Source organism: Rhodococcus sp. 15-2388-1-1a (assembly GCF_002259145.1).
GTDB lineage: Bacteria > Actinomycetota > Actinomycetes > Mycobacteriales > Mycobacteriaceae > Rhodococcoides.
Window position 1 is genome coordinate 51,020 of record NZ_NPFP01000016.1, and the last position, 14,161, is coordinate 65,180.

Consider the following 14,161-nt stretch of genomic DNA (forward strand, 5'->3'; position numbering starts at 1 on the left):
CTATCGACTCGGCGAGTTGCCGACGACCGAGACGAAGGAGACGCAACCGCCGGGACGACCACCCAGATTGTGCGTCAGCGCCAGCCTTGGATCGTCCAATTGGCGACGCCCTGCGCGCCCGGAGAACTGCAACCAGCACTCGTAGAGCATCCGCAGCCCGCTGGCACCGACCGGATGCCCGAAGGACTTCAGGCCGCCGTCCGGGTTGACGGGAAGGCTGCCGTCGGAGTCGAAATCGCCGGCCAGCATCTCCTTCCAGGCCTGTCCCCGGTCACTGAAACCGAGGTCCTCCATCAGGACGATCTCGGTCGGAGTGAAGCAGTCGTGCACCTCCGCCAGCGACAATTCTCGGCGCGGATCCTCGATACCTGCCTGCGCGTAGGCGTCGCGTGCACTGTGGACCACCTCGGGGAAGGTCGTGAAGTCGTAGGCCGGATCCACCGCACCTCGCATCGGCCCCGCAGCCAGCGAGAGGCCTTTGACGTACATCGGTGTGTCCGTGTAGTTCAGCGCGTCCTCGGCCCGGACGATCAGCGCGCAGGCAGCCCCGTCGGACACTCCCGAGCAGTCGAAGACACCGAGTCTCCCTGCCACCTTGGCGGCACCTTCGATCTTCGAGCGTTCGACTTCCTTCCGGAACTGAGCCTTGTCGTTCTTCGACCCGTTGACGTGGTTCTTCCACGCCACGTGCGTCATCGCGCTGCGCATGTCGTTCGGATCGACGCCGTACTTCGCGCAGTAGGCAGGATCGAGCAACGAGAACGCCGCCGGCGCCGTGAGTGACAACTCACTGGCTGTGCCGTCCGCAGGCGGATCCGCACGCAGCAAACCCGAGAAGCCCGAGTCCTTGAGCTTCTCGACGCCGACGGCCATCACCGTGTCGTAGGCACCGGAGGCGACCGCGTAACACGCATTGCGGAAGGCCTCGGAGCCGGTGGCGCAATAGTTCTCGACCCGGGTGACGGGTTTGTAGTCGATGCCCAACGGCCTGCTCAACGCCAGTCCGGACTGTCCGGATCCGAGAGTGCCGAGCCAGTACGCGTCGACGTCCGCCAGGCTCAGCCGTCCGTCGGCCGGCAGACATTCCTGCACGGCATCGATCACGAGATCGTCGGCGGATTTGTCCCACCGCTCACCGAAGGCGGTGCAGCCCATCCCGACCACCGCAACACGGTCTCGAATCCCATTGCTGGTCATACCGACTCCTCCACTGCGGAACGATCCTCGCTCACCGGTCGCGCCTTCCAGAAATAGTTGTGCACTCCACCCGCGGTGAACAGCCGTCGAAACGACAGCTCGACGCGACTTCCCACCGTCACCGAGGACGCCGCGCCGTCGGCGACCTCCAGTGAGTACCGGCCACCGCCGTCGAAGTCGACGACGGCCTCCACCACCGGAGGCGACGGCGAGAACGCCAGGCGATCGATCGTCGACGTAGCCACCGTCCCGCGCGCACCTCGCCGAGATTCCGGGTGCATGGAGTCGACGCTGCCGCAACCGCGACACACTCTCGCGGGCGGAAGGTGGACGAATCCGCAGCGATCACAACCGGATCCGACGAATGCGAACTTCCATGCCGTCGCGCGCCCCGAGGGCGGCGCGGCCGGTCGATCGGGTTCGGGCCGTCGCGGCGGCTCACGGTCGAGGAGCCCACGCCACGACAGGTAGGTCAGATACGAGATCCGGTGTCCCCCGCTGCGTTGTTCGGCAACAGGACGTCTCGCACGATGGTTCACGATGCCGGGAAGGACGCGCAGAACCAGAGCGTCGCATCCGTCGACCGCGGACAGGACCAGAACGGTCTCCCCCGGCGCAGCCGAGTCCAATACCTCCGCCAGCGCGATCCCCACGTCGGCAGCACCACTGAACCCCAACGTCGACGTGACCGTCGAGACGGTTCCGGAGGCCAACGCGGTCAGCCGCTTTCGAATTCCACTGTTCGGCGAGGTGAGTACGACGTGGTCCGGTGCATCGACACCCGCGGCAGCGAGCGCCCGGCGCTGCACCTCCGCGATCAACGGGGTGTACTCCTCCTGGCCGTAGCGCTCTTCCCACTGGCTCCCGCCGATCGACGCCGGATCCCGCCAGCGATCGAGGAATTCGAGCGTCGACGACGCCGTGGACAGCAATGCTGCGATTCCGGCGCCCTGTTCGGTGGTCTCGGCGAAGACGAACGCAGCTCCGCCGTCGCCGCCCGACCGTTCGTCCGAGGAACCGGGTCGTCCGGTCCGCACGTCGGACATGACGGCCATACCGCCGGATTCGGCCGCGCACCTGATGGCGGCCATCGACGACTTTCCGGTGCCACCGAAATCCGCGCAGAACACGTCGGAGGGCAAACCCAAGGCAGCATGAACTGCAACGGCATTGGTCTTGTCCGCGTATGCGTGAGACGAGCTCGCGAAGTACACCGTTGCCGGTACGTACTCCGCCGCCGACGCGGCGGAGGCTGCCTCCACGGCGATGGTCGTGCTGTCCTCGTCGAACGAGGCCACCACCCGATCTGCTCCGCCCACTCGGCCACCGATGTCCTCGGGTGCCAGTCGGTAGGTGGGGAGGTAGGCGGCGTAGGACACCAACTCGGCAGTCATGTCAGGCCCTCTCGAACATGGCGGCGATTCCCTGGCCGCCGCCGATGCACATGGTCTCGAGTGCGTACCGCCCCCGGCGACGCTGCAGTTCGTTGAGCATCGTCGTCATGATGCGTCCGCCGGTGGCACCGATCGGGTGCCCGAGGGAAATACCGGAACCGTTGACGTTGAGTCTGGAATCGACGTCGTCGAGTGTCAGACCCCAGCCGGACAGCACCGCCAGAACCTGTACAGCGAAGGCCTCGTTGATCTCGATCAGATCCAGATCCGCGAAACCCAGGCCGTTCTTGGCGAACAACTTCTGCACTGCGCCGACCGGTCCGATCCCCATCATCGACGGCTCGCATCCGACGGCCGCCCAACTGTGCAGGAAGCCGATGGGCTCGAGACCCAACTCGTCCAACCTGTCCTCGGCCACGACCAGACAGGCACTCGACGCGTCGTTCTGCTGGGCCGCGTTTCCCGCGGTGACCGTTCCCCCGGCGATGAGGGGACGCAGGCGAGAGAGAGTCTCGATCGACGAGTCGGGTCGAACCCCCTCGTCCCGGGTGACCGTGATCGGATCACCCTTGCGCTGGGGAACATTCACCGGGACGATCTCGGCGTCGAACGAACCGTCCGCCCATGCTCGAGCGGCGGCGCGGTGACTGCGCACCGCGAACTCGTCTGCCCGCTCTCGGGATATCTCGTACTTCTGCGCCAGATTCTCGGCCGTTTCGATCATTCCGCTGATACGCCCGAACCGCCATTCCGGCTGCGACCGTTCCCGCCCGCGATCGAGCCGGTCGTACAGTGCGAGATTTCCCGACCGAGAACCCCAGCGAGCCGAGGTGGTGTAGTGCTCGATGTTGCTCATCGACTCCACCCCACCCGCAAGGACGACGTCCGCCGCGCCCGTCTGGATCATCATCGACGCGGTGACCACCGCTTGCAGCCCGCCCCCGCATCGCCGGTCGGTCTGAAAGCCAGGAACTGCCACCGGGAGTCCGGCATCGAGCGCAGCCCATCGTCCGATACACGGGGCTTCGGAGTTGGCATACGACTGCGCGAACGCCACGTCCTCGATCCGTTCGGGATCGACTCCCGACGCAGCCACCACGGCCTGGATCACCGCCGAGGCCAGGTTTTCGGCCGGAACCGGGCGCAGGGCACCGCCGAAGGCACCCACCGGGGTTCTCAGTGGTGCCACGATTGCTGCGCGTCTCATCTGACAGTTCCTCTCGTCAACTGATGTTCTCCTCGAAGAATCGGCTCGGCCGCGGCCGCGAGTTCGCCGCGGTGCACCGGGTCGGCCAGCCTCAGCATTTCCTCGACCCGGCGTTCGAGCGACAACCCCCGAAGGTCGGCAATGCCGTTCTCTGTCACGATGATTGCCGCGTCGGCCCGCGGTGTGCTGACCGGACCGCCGAGTGCGGCCACGATTCTGCTCAGCCCGCGGGCCGACGATGGCAGAGCCACGATCGGTAGTCCGCCACGTGATGCGGCCGCACCGCGCAGGAAGTCCATGGCCCCGCCGACTGCACCGACATACTTCCCCGCCGCGACCTCGGCATTGACCGCTCCGAACACGTCGACCTCGATGGCCGAGTTGATCGCGGCAAGAGCATGCTGCGCGGACAGTATCGCCGAATCATGGGTGTAGCCGGTCGATCTGACGTTCACGGCGGGGTTTCGATCCACGAAGTCGAAGAGTCGACGCGTACCGGTGACGAACCCCGCGACGGCAATGCCGCGGTCGAGCGACTTCCGTGCTCCGGTGGCCGCCCCCGACTCCATCAATTCCATGGCGGCTTCGTTGAGAACGCCACTGTGGATACCGAGATCGCGTCGACCGTGCAGCTCACGCAACACTGCCTCGGGTACGGCACCGATCCCGAATTGAAGGGTCGCTCCGTCCTCGATCAACGACGCCACGTTCCGCGCCACTGCGTGCACGACGTCGCTCGCGTGAGCCGATTCCATCTGCGCCGGCTCACGCGAGCTGCGAACGGCCGCGGTCCACTCCCCTGGGCCGAGAGTCCTGGCACCCGCGACCACCGGTGCCCTGTCGTTGATCTCGACGATCACGACGGCGGCCGAATCGATGACGGCGGAGAGGTAGTCGTCGGTCAAGCTCATCGAATGTCGACCGGTCTCGTCGGCAGCCGAGACCTGAACGAACACCACATCGGCCCGCGCCGGACCGGACGTCAACAAGTCCGGAATGCGCGAGTAGTGCACCGGTGCGATCTCGAGCAATCCTGCCTGGTGCAGTGCGGCATTGCTGCCGGTCCCGCAGTACGAGGACAACGAGAGTCCGTCGACCGACTCCGGCTGCAGGATCGACCGAGCCGGAATTCCGACAAAACAGCGAACGGCACCGATCTGATGGCGTTGTGCAACAAGACGTTCGGTCAAGGTCTGCGGCTCACCGCACGCCTGACCCCATACGATGCTGTCGCCGGGCCGAACGAATCGCGTGAGATCGAGTGACTGTTCTGCGCCGATCACGCTACCCGGCACTGTTGTTGTTCCATCGGTCGGACGACGGATCGAGCAACTGATTCAGATGGCCGTCGCTGAGCCATACGATGGTCTCCAGTTCCAACGCATCGAGAAACCGAACCCGCCCGGTCCGCAGATCCTCCAGACGAAGCCGAATGCCGTTGCCGGAGCGGTCGAACGTCACCTCGACTTCGGCGAACTCGCTGCCGACGATGTCGCCGGGCGAGGTACCGCCTGCGTCGGAACTGCCTGCCCCCACCACCGTCATATCAAGAAACCCATTGTGGCAACGGCTTTGTCGTGATCGACGAGCACGACCTTCTTGTAGGCCAGCGCGAAGCCGGTCTCCGTTCGTCGCAGCCGATACGTGGTGCGTCCGCCCCAGATCTCGTTGCCTCGTGTCCTGGACTCGAAGACGATGAAATTGCACCCGACCTCGATATCGACATCGCCTGCCGCGGAACGACGGCCGCCCAGAATCTCGACGTTGGACAGCAGGCGACGCATGTGCGACGGCGGTGCCTGGGCATACCGCTTTCCGGTACGAACCTGCTTCAGCCGAGTCGAAATACGATTCCTGTTGTCGTAGATGATCGACACACAGGTCAGCGGGTCCGAGTCCATGTCCGAGGCGGGGACCCAGTAGATGGCGTCGTCGGTCCACAGCGCCTCCCAAGAGTCGTAATCGTTCTCGTCGGCGAATCGTGCTTCCCGATAGAGGAACTGCTCGACCTCACGAAGATCGGTTCCTGCCGGCACATCGACGAGTCCGTCGGCGATCTCTGCTGTTTTCACTGGTCGGCCTCCATCAGTTTCTTGTAGTGAGCCCAGAAGCCGCGCATCCCGACCTCGTCCGTGGCCGTGCCGATCGTGAACCCGTTCTCGTCGGTCTGCTCGCGATGGATACCGCGACGCACGTCGAGCCACTCCGGTGCGAGCATGCCGACGCCGCGCTGGTTTCGCTCGTACATCTCGGTGTCGTCCGCGAGCAGCATTCCGGCCGGTCCGACGGAGCCGATCGACTGAGAGATCATGCGCTTGTTCAGTTCCGGCGCTCCGGCGAGCTGCACCGCGGTTGCATACTGCACGCACTCGTCCGCGGCGACAGGCTGAATGTTGAAGACCTGGATCTCGGCGATGAACAGGTTGGGGAACACCATGACGTGGGGTGCGCCCTCGACGAGAATTCGTTCGGCATCCTCACCGTGACGGGCCCGGATCGCCTCGACGTAATCCGGTACCCGAAATTCCGTGGTACCGAACCAGCGCATCGGTTCGTCGAACTTGCGGAACTCCGGTCGAAGGTCGTTCTCGCTGTGGCCGTTTCCGAGGTTTCGCGTCACGGCCGTCGACGCATCGCTGTACAGCGCGCCGATCGGCGAGCCGGTCACGCCGAATATCGATCCGTGGACGAATTGCGGGTGATAGCCGTCGGTCTCGTTCTCGGTCAGCAGCTTCCAGTTGGCCTTGGTCTTGTGTTGCAGCCACCCTGCGGTGAGTTCGACCTTTCCCTCGGGCGAGAGATTCGCGAGCCGATCGATCTCACCGGCGGCTCCGCCCAGGTGCTCGACGAGGCTGGGTCCGTCCTGCGCGAAGCTGCCGAACACGAAGCCCTGGTAGGACGCGACTCGTGGGACCTTTCCCATGGTCAGGTCGAGGTTGTTCTTACCGCCGTACCCCTTGTTGTACGGATACCCCAGCAGCTCACCGGTGTTGCGGTACGTCCACCCGTGGTACGGGCAACGGAACGAACTCGAGTTGCCGCGCGCGTCGTCGCACACCAGATTCGCTCGGTGTGCACACCGGTTCAGCAACAGATGCACCTCGCCGTCGCGGTCACGGGTCATGACCACGTCCTGCAGGCCGAGCTTCTTGCGGATGTAGTCGTTGGGCTCGGGGATCTCACTTTCGTGACCCACGAACACCCATGTGGTGTACCAGATCCTGGCAAGTTCCTCGGCGAAGATCTGTTCATCGGTGTAGAGCGATCCGTGCACGCGGGTCGGCTCGATCAATCGGGAGCACTTCGACTCCCCGGACGGACTTCCGGTACCGGTGGTGTCCATCCCTGCGGGGACGACTGCGGTCATACTCCACTTCCTTCCATGGATTGGGCTGCTGCCGCTGTCGCCAGCTGCACCAGTCGAAACTTCTGCACTTTGCCGGTCGGGGTTGTCGGAAGCTCCTCGGCGTCGAGGAAGACGACCTTCTTCGGTACTTTGAATCGCGCCAGATTCGATCGGCACAGCTCGATCAGCTCGGCTGCTGTGACGGTCGAGCCGGGTGCACGAACCACGACGGCACAACCGATCTCGCCCCATCGGTCGTCCAACAGGCCTATCGCGAAGACCTGGCTGATGCCCTCGTGTGCCGCGAGCAGATCCTCGATCTCCTTCGGCATGACCAGCTCGCCGCCGCTCTTGTAGAGCTCCTTGCTGCGCCCGGTCACCTGGAGGTACCCGTCGTCTCGGACCAGGCCGAGGTCGCCCGAGTGGAGCCACCCGCCCCGCAGTGCCGCCGCAGTTTCCTCGGGCTTGTTCCAGTACCCCTTCATCGTCGAGGGACCCGAGGACACCAGTTCGCCTTCGGAGCCGTTCGGCTGCAGTTCACCGGTGAGCGGATCGACGGTGCGATAGACCACCAACGAGTCCGATCCTTCGATGCTGGCCGCGCCGGCGAGTTTGGGCCGGCCGACGGTATCGGATGTGAGGGAGAGCGGGTCCTCGGGCAGCGTGAGTGTCATTGCCCCGCCGCACTCGGTCATGCCGTATCCGGTCACGATCTCGGAGACGCCGAATTCACGTTCGACCTTCTCCCACAGCCACACCGGGGCCGGGGCCGATCCGCACAGGATCGCGGTCAGTGACCGGAGATCGTACTTGTGCCGGTCGGCATGTTCGACGATCGCCACAGCCATCGTCGGCACGCAGAGAATGTCCGTTGCCCCGAATCGTTCGATTCCCGCGAGATAGCCGACGGGGCTGAACGAGGTCTGGGGAACGATGGCACCGCCGACGAACATGACCGACAGCAGACCCTCGACGTAGCCGAACATGTGATAGCACGGTAGCGAGAACAGGATTCGACGTCCGTCCTCGTACGCTCTGGTCAGGGCGGACGCGTACCCGGTGCGCAGCACCGCATCGTGGGTGACGAGTACACCTTTGGGCGAACCTGTGGTCCCCGAGGTGTAGAGCATGTCGCCGATGTCGGTCGGATCCGCACCGTGGCCCACGGCCGCGTCGGCATTCTCGATGCCGAGGTCCGACAGGTCGGCCACGGTCATGGCACTCACGCGTCGAGTACCGCCGGTGTCGAGCACGACGACCGAACGCAGAGCGGGCACCGCGTCGGCGGCCGAATCGGGCCGTGTCGCGAACGACAGGGAATCCCACCCCGGTGCGATTTCGTCGAGCATGGCCACGTAATCGAGCGTCGAGTACGCGTTCATCGTGATCAGCACCCGGCACTCGGACTGCTGCAGAACGTATTCCAGTTCGTTCTGGCGGTACAGATAATTGAAGGGGATGGCGATCGCTCCGACGCGCGCGATCGCGAACTTGAGGGGGACGAACTCGGGGTGGTTGGCCATGAGCAGGCCGACCCGATCACCTCGCTGGACCCCGAGCGAGGCCAGGCCGTCCGCAAGGCGGCGTGACTGTTCGGCCACGTCGGAGTACGAGTACGTGACCTCCTCCGTCAGCACCAACGGACGGTGCCGATAGCGATCGGCGCACTCGTCGAGCCAGCCGTCCAGAGTGCGTGGTATCCACTCGGGATGCTCGCTCATCAGCGCACTGCGCCGATCCTCGATACCGGTAGTCATGCCAGCCTCACTTTATTCTCCGTTAGATTAATAAATGTACCCGAGCGCAGAGAACCGTTCATCCCTCACCGACCCACGAATTGCGGTCGACGTCTCGCATGAAATGCCTGCACACCCTCGGCGAAGTCCTCGGTGTCGAACAGAACCGCTTGGTTCTCCACTTCCAGATCGAGCCGCGCGTCGCGGTCGACGATCCCGCTCGCCAATGTCGCCTTGATCGCCGCCAACGCCAACGGGGGACCTGCTGCCGCAGCGGCCGCATCGGACAGCGCGGCGTCGAGAGCGGCACCGGGTTCGACGACGGAATCGACCAGACCGAGTTCTCCCGCTTCCGATCCCGAGATGCGCCGCGGGAACATCAGCAACTGCTTCGCTGCTGCGACTCCGATGCGATCGGGCAGGCTGGTGAAGATTCCCATGTCCCCTGCCAGCCCCACCCCGGTGAACGTGGTGCCGAACAGGCTGTCTCGCGCGGCGACCACACGATCGCAGGCCAGCGCCAGCGCCGTGCCCGCCCCGAATGCCGGGCCCTCCACGGCCGCGATCACCGGCTTACCTCGCCAGAGTGCACGAATCACCCGCTGCGCCGCCTGCGCTCGCGGGCGGGTCAGCTCGGGAGCTTGCCGCGCCATCGTCGAGATGTCACCACCCGAGCAGAACGCCCCGCCTGCACCGGTCAACACGATCGCTCGCACCGAGTCGTCGTCCATCGCCGCTTCCACTGCCTCGGCAAGGACTACGCGCAGTGGCATGTCGATCGCGTTCTTCACCCGCGGACGGTTGAGTGTGAGAACTCGGACGCTGTCTCGATCCTCGACCGTCACCAGGGTGTGTTCGTCCGTCGTCACAGTTCGACTCACCGCCCGACGAACGTGGGGGTACGACGCTCGAGCACGGCCGCCAGTCCTTCGAGCGCGTCTGCCGTTCCGGACAGCTCCGATACCGTTCGCGCTTCTTCTGGAAGCTGACCTGCCACGCCTGCACCGATACCGGCCCACACCAACCGCTTGGTCGCGGCCAGCGCGAGAGGGGGCAGCTGCGCCAGTCCGAGCGCGAGTTCGTCTACTGCGCTGGGCAACTCGGCATCGGGGACGACCGACGTCACGATTCCGCAGTCCTTGGCTTCCGCCGCCGACAACACCGAGTTGGTGAGCAAGATTTCCATCGCCTTGCGCAGTCCGACGAGCTGGGTCAGCGTCACCGTCACGCCCGCATCCGGTGCCATCCCGACGCGGACCGCGCCGGAGAAGAACTTCGCCGACTCCGTTGCTATCACCAGGTCGGCTGCGCACACCAGGCCGAAACCCCCGCCGCCTGCGGCGTATCCGTGGACCGCGGCGATGACCGGGACTTTCAGCTGAATCAGTGCAGATGTGGCGATCTGCAGCCACGCCGTGGCTTCCCGAAGATATTCCGGTAGGTCGGCTCCCTTGGACTGGAAGGTCTTCACGTCACCGCCGGTGCAGAAGTTCCGGCCTTCCCCGGAGATGACGACGACCTTCACGGTGGGCTCGGAGTGGCATCGGAGAATCGCTGTGTGCAGCGCGACCAGGAACTCGACGTTCATTCCGTTGGACGATTCCGGGCGATTGAGCCGCAGTCGCGCGACGCCCGAATCCTCGACCTCCAGCAGTACCGGACCGGTCTCGATCAATGTGTTGCTCACTGTCATCGAACTCCTCTTCCTCGGGGATGCGTTGGACTACCTGCTGTTGAAGCTGGATACACCGGAGCCCCCGGCCTCGCCGGATATGTGGGCGACAACGGCCTCGCGTTCCATGGCGAGGCCCTCGCTCAGAGATGTCGCGGACCCATCGCACACCAACCGTTTGATGCCCACGAGTGCGTCCCTGCGCTTTTCGGTGAGTCTCCGAACGAAACCGTCAACACCGGAATCGAATTCGTCGGGCTCGAACCCGCGATAGGCAATTCCCCACTCGACTGCATCCCGGCCCGACAGACGATCGCCGGAGAGGATATGCCCCAGTGCTCGTTGCCTTCCGACAAGTCGAGGTAGCCGCTGCGACCCGCCACCACCGGGTACCTGGCCGAAATTCGAGTGATTGTCCGCGATCTTGGCGTCGTTGCGTACCAGCACTATGTCGGCGGCCTGCATGAACTCGAATCCGCCTGCCATGGCGTAGCCCTCGACGACGGCGACGACCGGCACCTCGACCTCCGAAATCGCGGCGCAGGCCGCGCCGAAGTTGTCGAACAGGGGTTGCAATGCCGCCGGGCCCGACTCCCGCAATCTCTCGACCTCGCCGAAGTCGCCACCGACGCAGAAGTTTCCGCCCCGGCCGCGAACGACGACGACGCAGACATCCGGCCGAGTTCCCAGGGTCCGGATCGCATCCTCCAACTGACGACCAAGCTCGATCGTGATGGCATTCATCTGTTCGGGCCGATTCAGAAAGACTCGGCCGACGCGGCCGTCCACGACGGTGTCGACGACGCTCACATCAATCGACCTCCGCCGACCTCGAGGACGCCGCCGGTGATGTAGCTCGACAACTCACTGGCGAGGAAGAGCACTGCATTGGCCACTTCCCGAGGTTCTCCCGCGCGCTTCATCGGGATCGCGGCCTCGCGCTCGGCGAACACCTCGGGCGGCATCGCCTCGGTCATCGCCGTTCGGATCAGCCCGGGCTGTACCGAATTCACCCGCACGTTGTGGTGTGCCAACTCCTTGGCCGCTGCCTTCGTCAGGCCGACGATGCCGGCCTTGGCGGCGCTGTAGTTCGTCTGGCCGGGATTGCCCGACTTCCCGGACAGGGACGAGATGTTGATGATCGACCCGGACTTCTGCTCGCGCATCACGGCCGACGCTGCCCGAACACCGAGCCAGGTACCACGCAGATGGACGGTGATCACAGCATCGAAATTGTCGACCGTCATCTTCTTCAGGGACGCGTCCCGCGTGATTCCTGCGTTGTTGACCATGATGTCGAGGCTGCCGAAATGCTCGACGGCCCTCGCCACCAGGGAGTCGACCGCGGACTCGTCCGTGACGTCCGCACCGACTCCGATTGCGCGGTCACCGAGGGCCACTGCAGCTGCAGTGGCGGCTGCGGCGTCGAGATCCGCCAGGACGACCGACGCACCACCTGCGTACAGCACCCGAGCGATCTCGAGGCCTATCCCCTGGGCTGCACCGGTGACGATCGCCGTCCTACCCTGCACCAGGGCCACGTCCACTACGTGCCCGCTCATCCGATGTACCGCACGACGGACTCGATGACGCTCGCCGGCTTGGTGGCACCCTCGACGTTCATCGTCGTCACGAACACCGCCTGCACCGCACCCTCCAGGCTCTGCACACTGTCGATCCGGGCGGAGGCCGAGAGCCGGGCACCGACACGAACCGGGCTGGGAAAACGCACCTTGTTCATTCCGTAGTTCACAGCCATCGAAATGTTGTCGACCCGGTAGAGCTGGTTCAGGAACAGCGGCAGCAGCGACAGCGTGAGCAGGCCGTGGGCGATGGTGCCTCCGAACGGCCCGGACGCAGCTCGCTCGGGATCGACATGGATCCACTGGTGATCGCCGGTTGCATCGGCAAACAGATCGACCCGCTCCTGGTCGACGACCAGCCAGTCGGTGGTTCCGAGATCGCATCCGGCTGCGTCCTTCAGCTCGTGCAACCCCTCGAAGATCTTCATGCAGCGCCCCATCTCGTAGGTATAGTATTTGAATTGAATCTAAATTAAAGTAAGCGTCCAGTCAATCGTCGGACGGCAGCGAAGGGGCAAGAATGGATCTCGGATTGGTCGGCGCGCGGGTGCTGGTGACCGGAGGCGCGTCCAACATCGGACGGGGCATCGTCCACGCCTTTGCGGAGGAAGGCTGCCGGATCGTCATCAGCGACATCGACGGCGAGCAGGCGGACAGAGTTGCCGCAGAAGCCCTCGCCCTGGGTGCGGAGTCCGCGCTGGTCTGCGCGGGCGACCTGACCGACCCGGACGCCGCCGACGCAGCCGTCGACACGGTCACGAGCAACTGGGGCGGCATCGACGTCCTGGTCAACAACGCGGGATGGAGCGTGCCGGGGTTCCTGAGCGAGGACACCGATCGCGCACGCTGGCAACGGACCGTCGAGGTGAATTTCTACACCGCGGTAGCAACCACCCAGGCAGCCCTGAAGCCGATGACCGAGGCGGGGTGCGGCTCGATCGTCTTCATCGCCAGCGACGCGGCATTCGGACAGATTCGCCAGGGGATCTACGGGGCCACCAAAGCGGCGGTGGTCGCGCTGGCCCGAACGACCGCAAAAGAGCAGGGCAGGAACGGAATTCGATCCAACATCGTCTGCCCCGGCCTGGTCATCCCGGACGGACCGGAGGCGGTGGGCAGCGGAAGCCTGTGGTCGGTCGGCCAGGACGCCGTCTTCAACGACAAGCAGATCGAGTATCTACGGAAGGACACTCCCCTACGCCGGCTGACGACCGCCGACGACGTCGCCAAGTCGGTTCTGTGGCTGTCCTCCGAATCCGCCGCCCGCCAGGTGACCGGTCAGATGTTCTCCGTCAGCGGCGGATACACGATGCCATGAGCACGCCGTGAAGCCGAGCAACACCAGAACCTCGTCGCTCACCCGCGATCGCGGCGATGCCACTCGCCAGCGAATATTGAGCGCTGCGGCCACGGTGTTGAGCACCAAAGGGTATGCAGCCACCCGATTGTCCGATATCGCCGCCGAGGCCGACGTACGAACTCCCGGCGTCTACTACTACTTCGCGTCTCGGGACGAATTGATCGCCGAGGTCATGCGAGTGGGTCAGCGTCGAGTGCGCGAGCACGTCGAGTCCGCCCTGGCCTCGGTTCCAGATGATGCCGGGCCCCGTGAACGAATCCGAGTTGCGGTCGAGGCGCACCTGCGGGTGGAACTCGAGTTGTCGGAGTTCGCCACGGCGGTCACCCGGAACACCAGCCAGCTGACTGAACAGGTCCGCGGCGCCCAGCAGGCGGAGAGCGACAGGTACCACCGGATGTGGCGCACGCTCCTCGAAACCGCACGCAGCGAGGGCCTGCTCCTACCGGACCTCGACCTCGGGATTGCGCGCATGCTCGTCATCGGGGCACTGAACTGGACGCCGGAGTGGTGGCGCACCTCGACCGACTCGATCGACGTGTTGGTCGCCACTGCGCAAAGCATCGTATGCGCCGGGCTTTTCGGGATCCCCGCAGATCCGGGCGACGGTGGTTCCACTTTTGAGTCTATGTTAAATTCTTGAAATATCGTCAGCAACCAGGAGGACAC

At 64.8% G+C, this 14,161-nt stretch carries 15 protein-coding genes; 2 read left to right on the top strand and 13 right to left on the bottom strand.

From position 1 onward, the window contains the following. The 13 genes from CH302_RS10675 to CH302_RS10735 form a co-directional block, all read right to left on the bottom strand. Nucleotides 1-1,197 carry an acetyl-CoA acetyltransferase gene (locus tag CH302_RS10675; RefSeq protein ID WP_037194349.1) on the bottom strand — a complete coding sequence of 399 codons (1,197 nt, stop codon included), beginning with the start codon at nucleotides 1,195-1,197 and terminating at the stop codon, nucleotides 1-3. After that, on the bottom strand, nucleotides 1,194-2,591 hold the full coding sequence (locus tag CH302_RS10680; protein WP_037194346.1) for an OB-fold domain-containing protein: 1,398 nt from the start codon (nucleotides 2,589-2,591) through the stop codon (nucleotides 1,194-1,196). The genes CH302_RS10675 and CH302_RS10680 overlap by 4 nt, the downstream gene beginning before the upstream one ends. 1 nt (nucleotide 2,592) lies before the next feature. Further along, entirely contained in the window at nucleotides 2,593-3,798 is a 1,206-nt protein-coding gene (locus CH302_RS10685) for an acetyl-CoA C-acetyltransferase (protein WP_037194344.1), read from the bottom strand. Further along, nucleotides 3,795-5,093 (bottom strand): acetyl-CoA hydrolase/transferase family protein, encoded by a 1,299-nt coding sequence (locus CH302_RS10690; protein WP_082323807.1) that lies wholly within the window; start codon nucleotides 5,091-5,093, stop codon nucleotides 3,795-3,797. Before CH302_RS10690 ends, CH302_RS10685 begins: the two co-directional genes overlap by 4 nt. Then, nucleotides 5,083-5,289, bottom strand: coding sequence for a hypothetical protein (locus CH302_RS10695; protein ID WP_032367469.1), 207 nt, complete (start codon nucleotides 5,287-5,289; stop codon nucleotides 5,083-5,085). The genes CH302_RS10690 and CH302_RS10695 overlap by 11 nt, the downstream gene beginning before the upstream one ends. A 50-nt stretch (nucleotides 5,290-5,339) precedes the next feature. After that, nucleotides 5,340-5,870: an aromatic-ring-hydroxylating dioxygenase subunit beta gene (locus CH302_RS10700; RefSeq protein WP_037194342.1), complete on the bottom strand. Its 531-nt coding sequence runs from the start codon at nucleotides 5,868-5,870 to the stop codon at nucleotides 5,340-5,342. After that, nucleotides 5,867-7,141, bottom strand: coding sequence for an aromatic ring-hydroxylating oxygenase subunit alpha (locus CH302_RS10705; protein WP_230596435.1), 1,275 nt, complete (start codon nucleotides 7,139-7,141; stop codon nucleotides 5,867-5,869). Before CH302_RS10705 ends, CH302_RS10700 begins: the two co-directional genes overlap by 4 nt. 20 nt (nucleotides 7,142-7,161) lie before the next feature. After that, the gene (locus CH302_RS10710) at nucleotides 7,162-8,901 is read right to left on the bottom strand and encodes a class I adenylate-forming enzyme family protein (protein WP_037194336.1); all 1,740 of its coding nucleotides are present in this window, start codon (nucleotides 8,899-8,901) and stop codon (nucleotides 7,162-7,164) included. 65 nt (nucleotides 8,902-8,966) lie between these two features. Further along, nucleotides 8,967-9,749 (bottom strand): enoyl-CoA hydratase/isomerase family protein, encoded by a 783-nt coding sequence (locus CH302_RS10715; protein ID WP_230596410.1) that lies wholly within the window; start codon nucleotides 9,747-9,749, stop codon nucleotides 8,967-8,969. Between the two features lie 8 nt (nucleotides 9,750-9,757). Continuing rightward, complete coding sequence (locus CH302_RS10720; RefSeq protein WP_371828455.1) at nucleotides 9,758-10,567, bottom strand: enoyl-CoA hydratase/isomerase family protein; 810 nt, start codon at nucleotides 10,565-10,567, stop codon at nucleotides 9,758-9,760. Between the two features lie 36 nt (nucleotides 10,568-10,603). Next, nucleotides 10,604-11,362 (bottom strand): enoyl-CoA hydratase/isomerase family protein, encoded by a 759-nt coding sequence (locus CH302_RS10725; RefSeq protein ID WP_037194334.1) that lies wholly within the window; start codon nucleotides 11,360-11,362, stop codon nucleotides 10,604-10,606. Continuing rightward, the gene (gene fabG / locus CH302_RS10730) at nucleotides 11,359-12,099 is read right to left on the bottom strand and encodes a 3-oxoacyl-ACP reductase FabG (protein WP_094649937.1); all 741 of its coding nucleotides are present in this window, start codon (nucleotides 12,097-12,099) and stop codon (nucleotides 11,359-11,361) included. The genes CH302_RS10725 and fabG overlap by 4 nt, the downstream gene beginning before the upstream one ends. 11 nt (nucleotides 12,100-12,110) lie before the next feature. Then, the gene (locus CH302_RS10735; RefSeq protein WP_032367194.1) at nucleotides 12,111-12,563 is read right to left on the bottom strand and encodes a MaoC family dehydratase; all 453 of its coding nucleotides are present in this window, start codon (nucleotides 12,561-12,563) and stop codon (nucleotides 12,111-12,113) included. 92 nt (nucleotides 12,564-12,655) lie between these two features. Here CH302_RS10735 and CH302_RS10740 point away from each other — a divergent pair, with 92 nt between their 5' ends. Together CH302_RS10740 and CH302_RS10745 are read left to right on the top strand one after the other, a co-directional pair. Continuing rightward, nucleotides 12,656-13,453 carry an SDR family NAD(P)-dependent oxidoreductase gene (locus tag CH302_RS10740; RefSeq protein ID WP_037194330.1) on the top strand — a complete coding sequence of 266 codons (798 nt, stop codon included), beginning with the start codon at nucleotides 12,656-12,658 and terminating at the stop codon, nucleotides 13,451-13,453. A 7-nt stretch (nucleotides 13,454-13,460) separates the two neighbouring features. Further along, nucleotides 13,461-14,135, top strand: a complete 675-nt coding sequence (locus CH302_RS10745; protein ID WP_082323806.1) for a TetR/AcrR family transcriptional regulator — start codon at nucleotides 13,461-13,463, stop codon at nucleotides 14,133-14,135. Nucleotides 14,136-14,161: the final 26 nt, after the last annotated feature.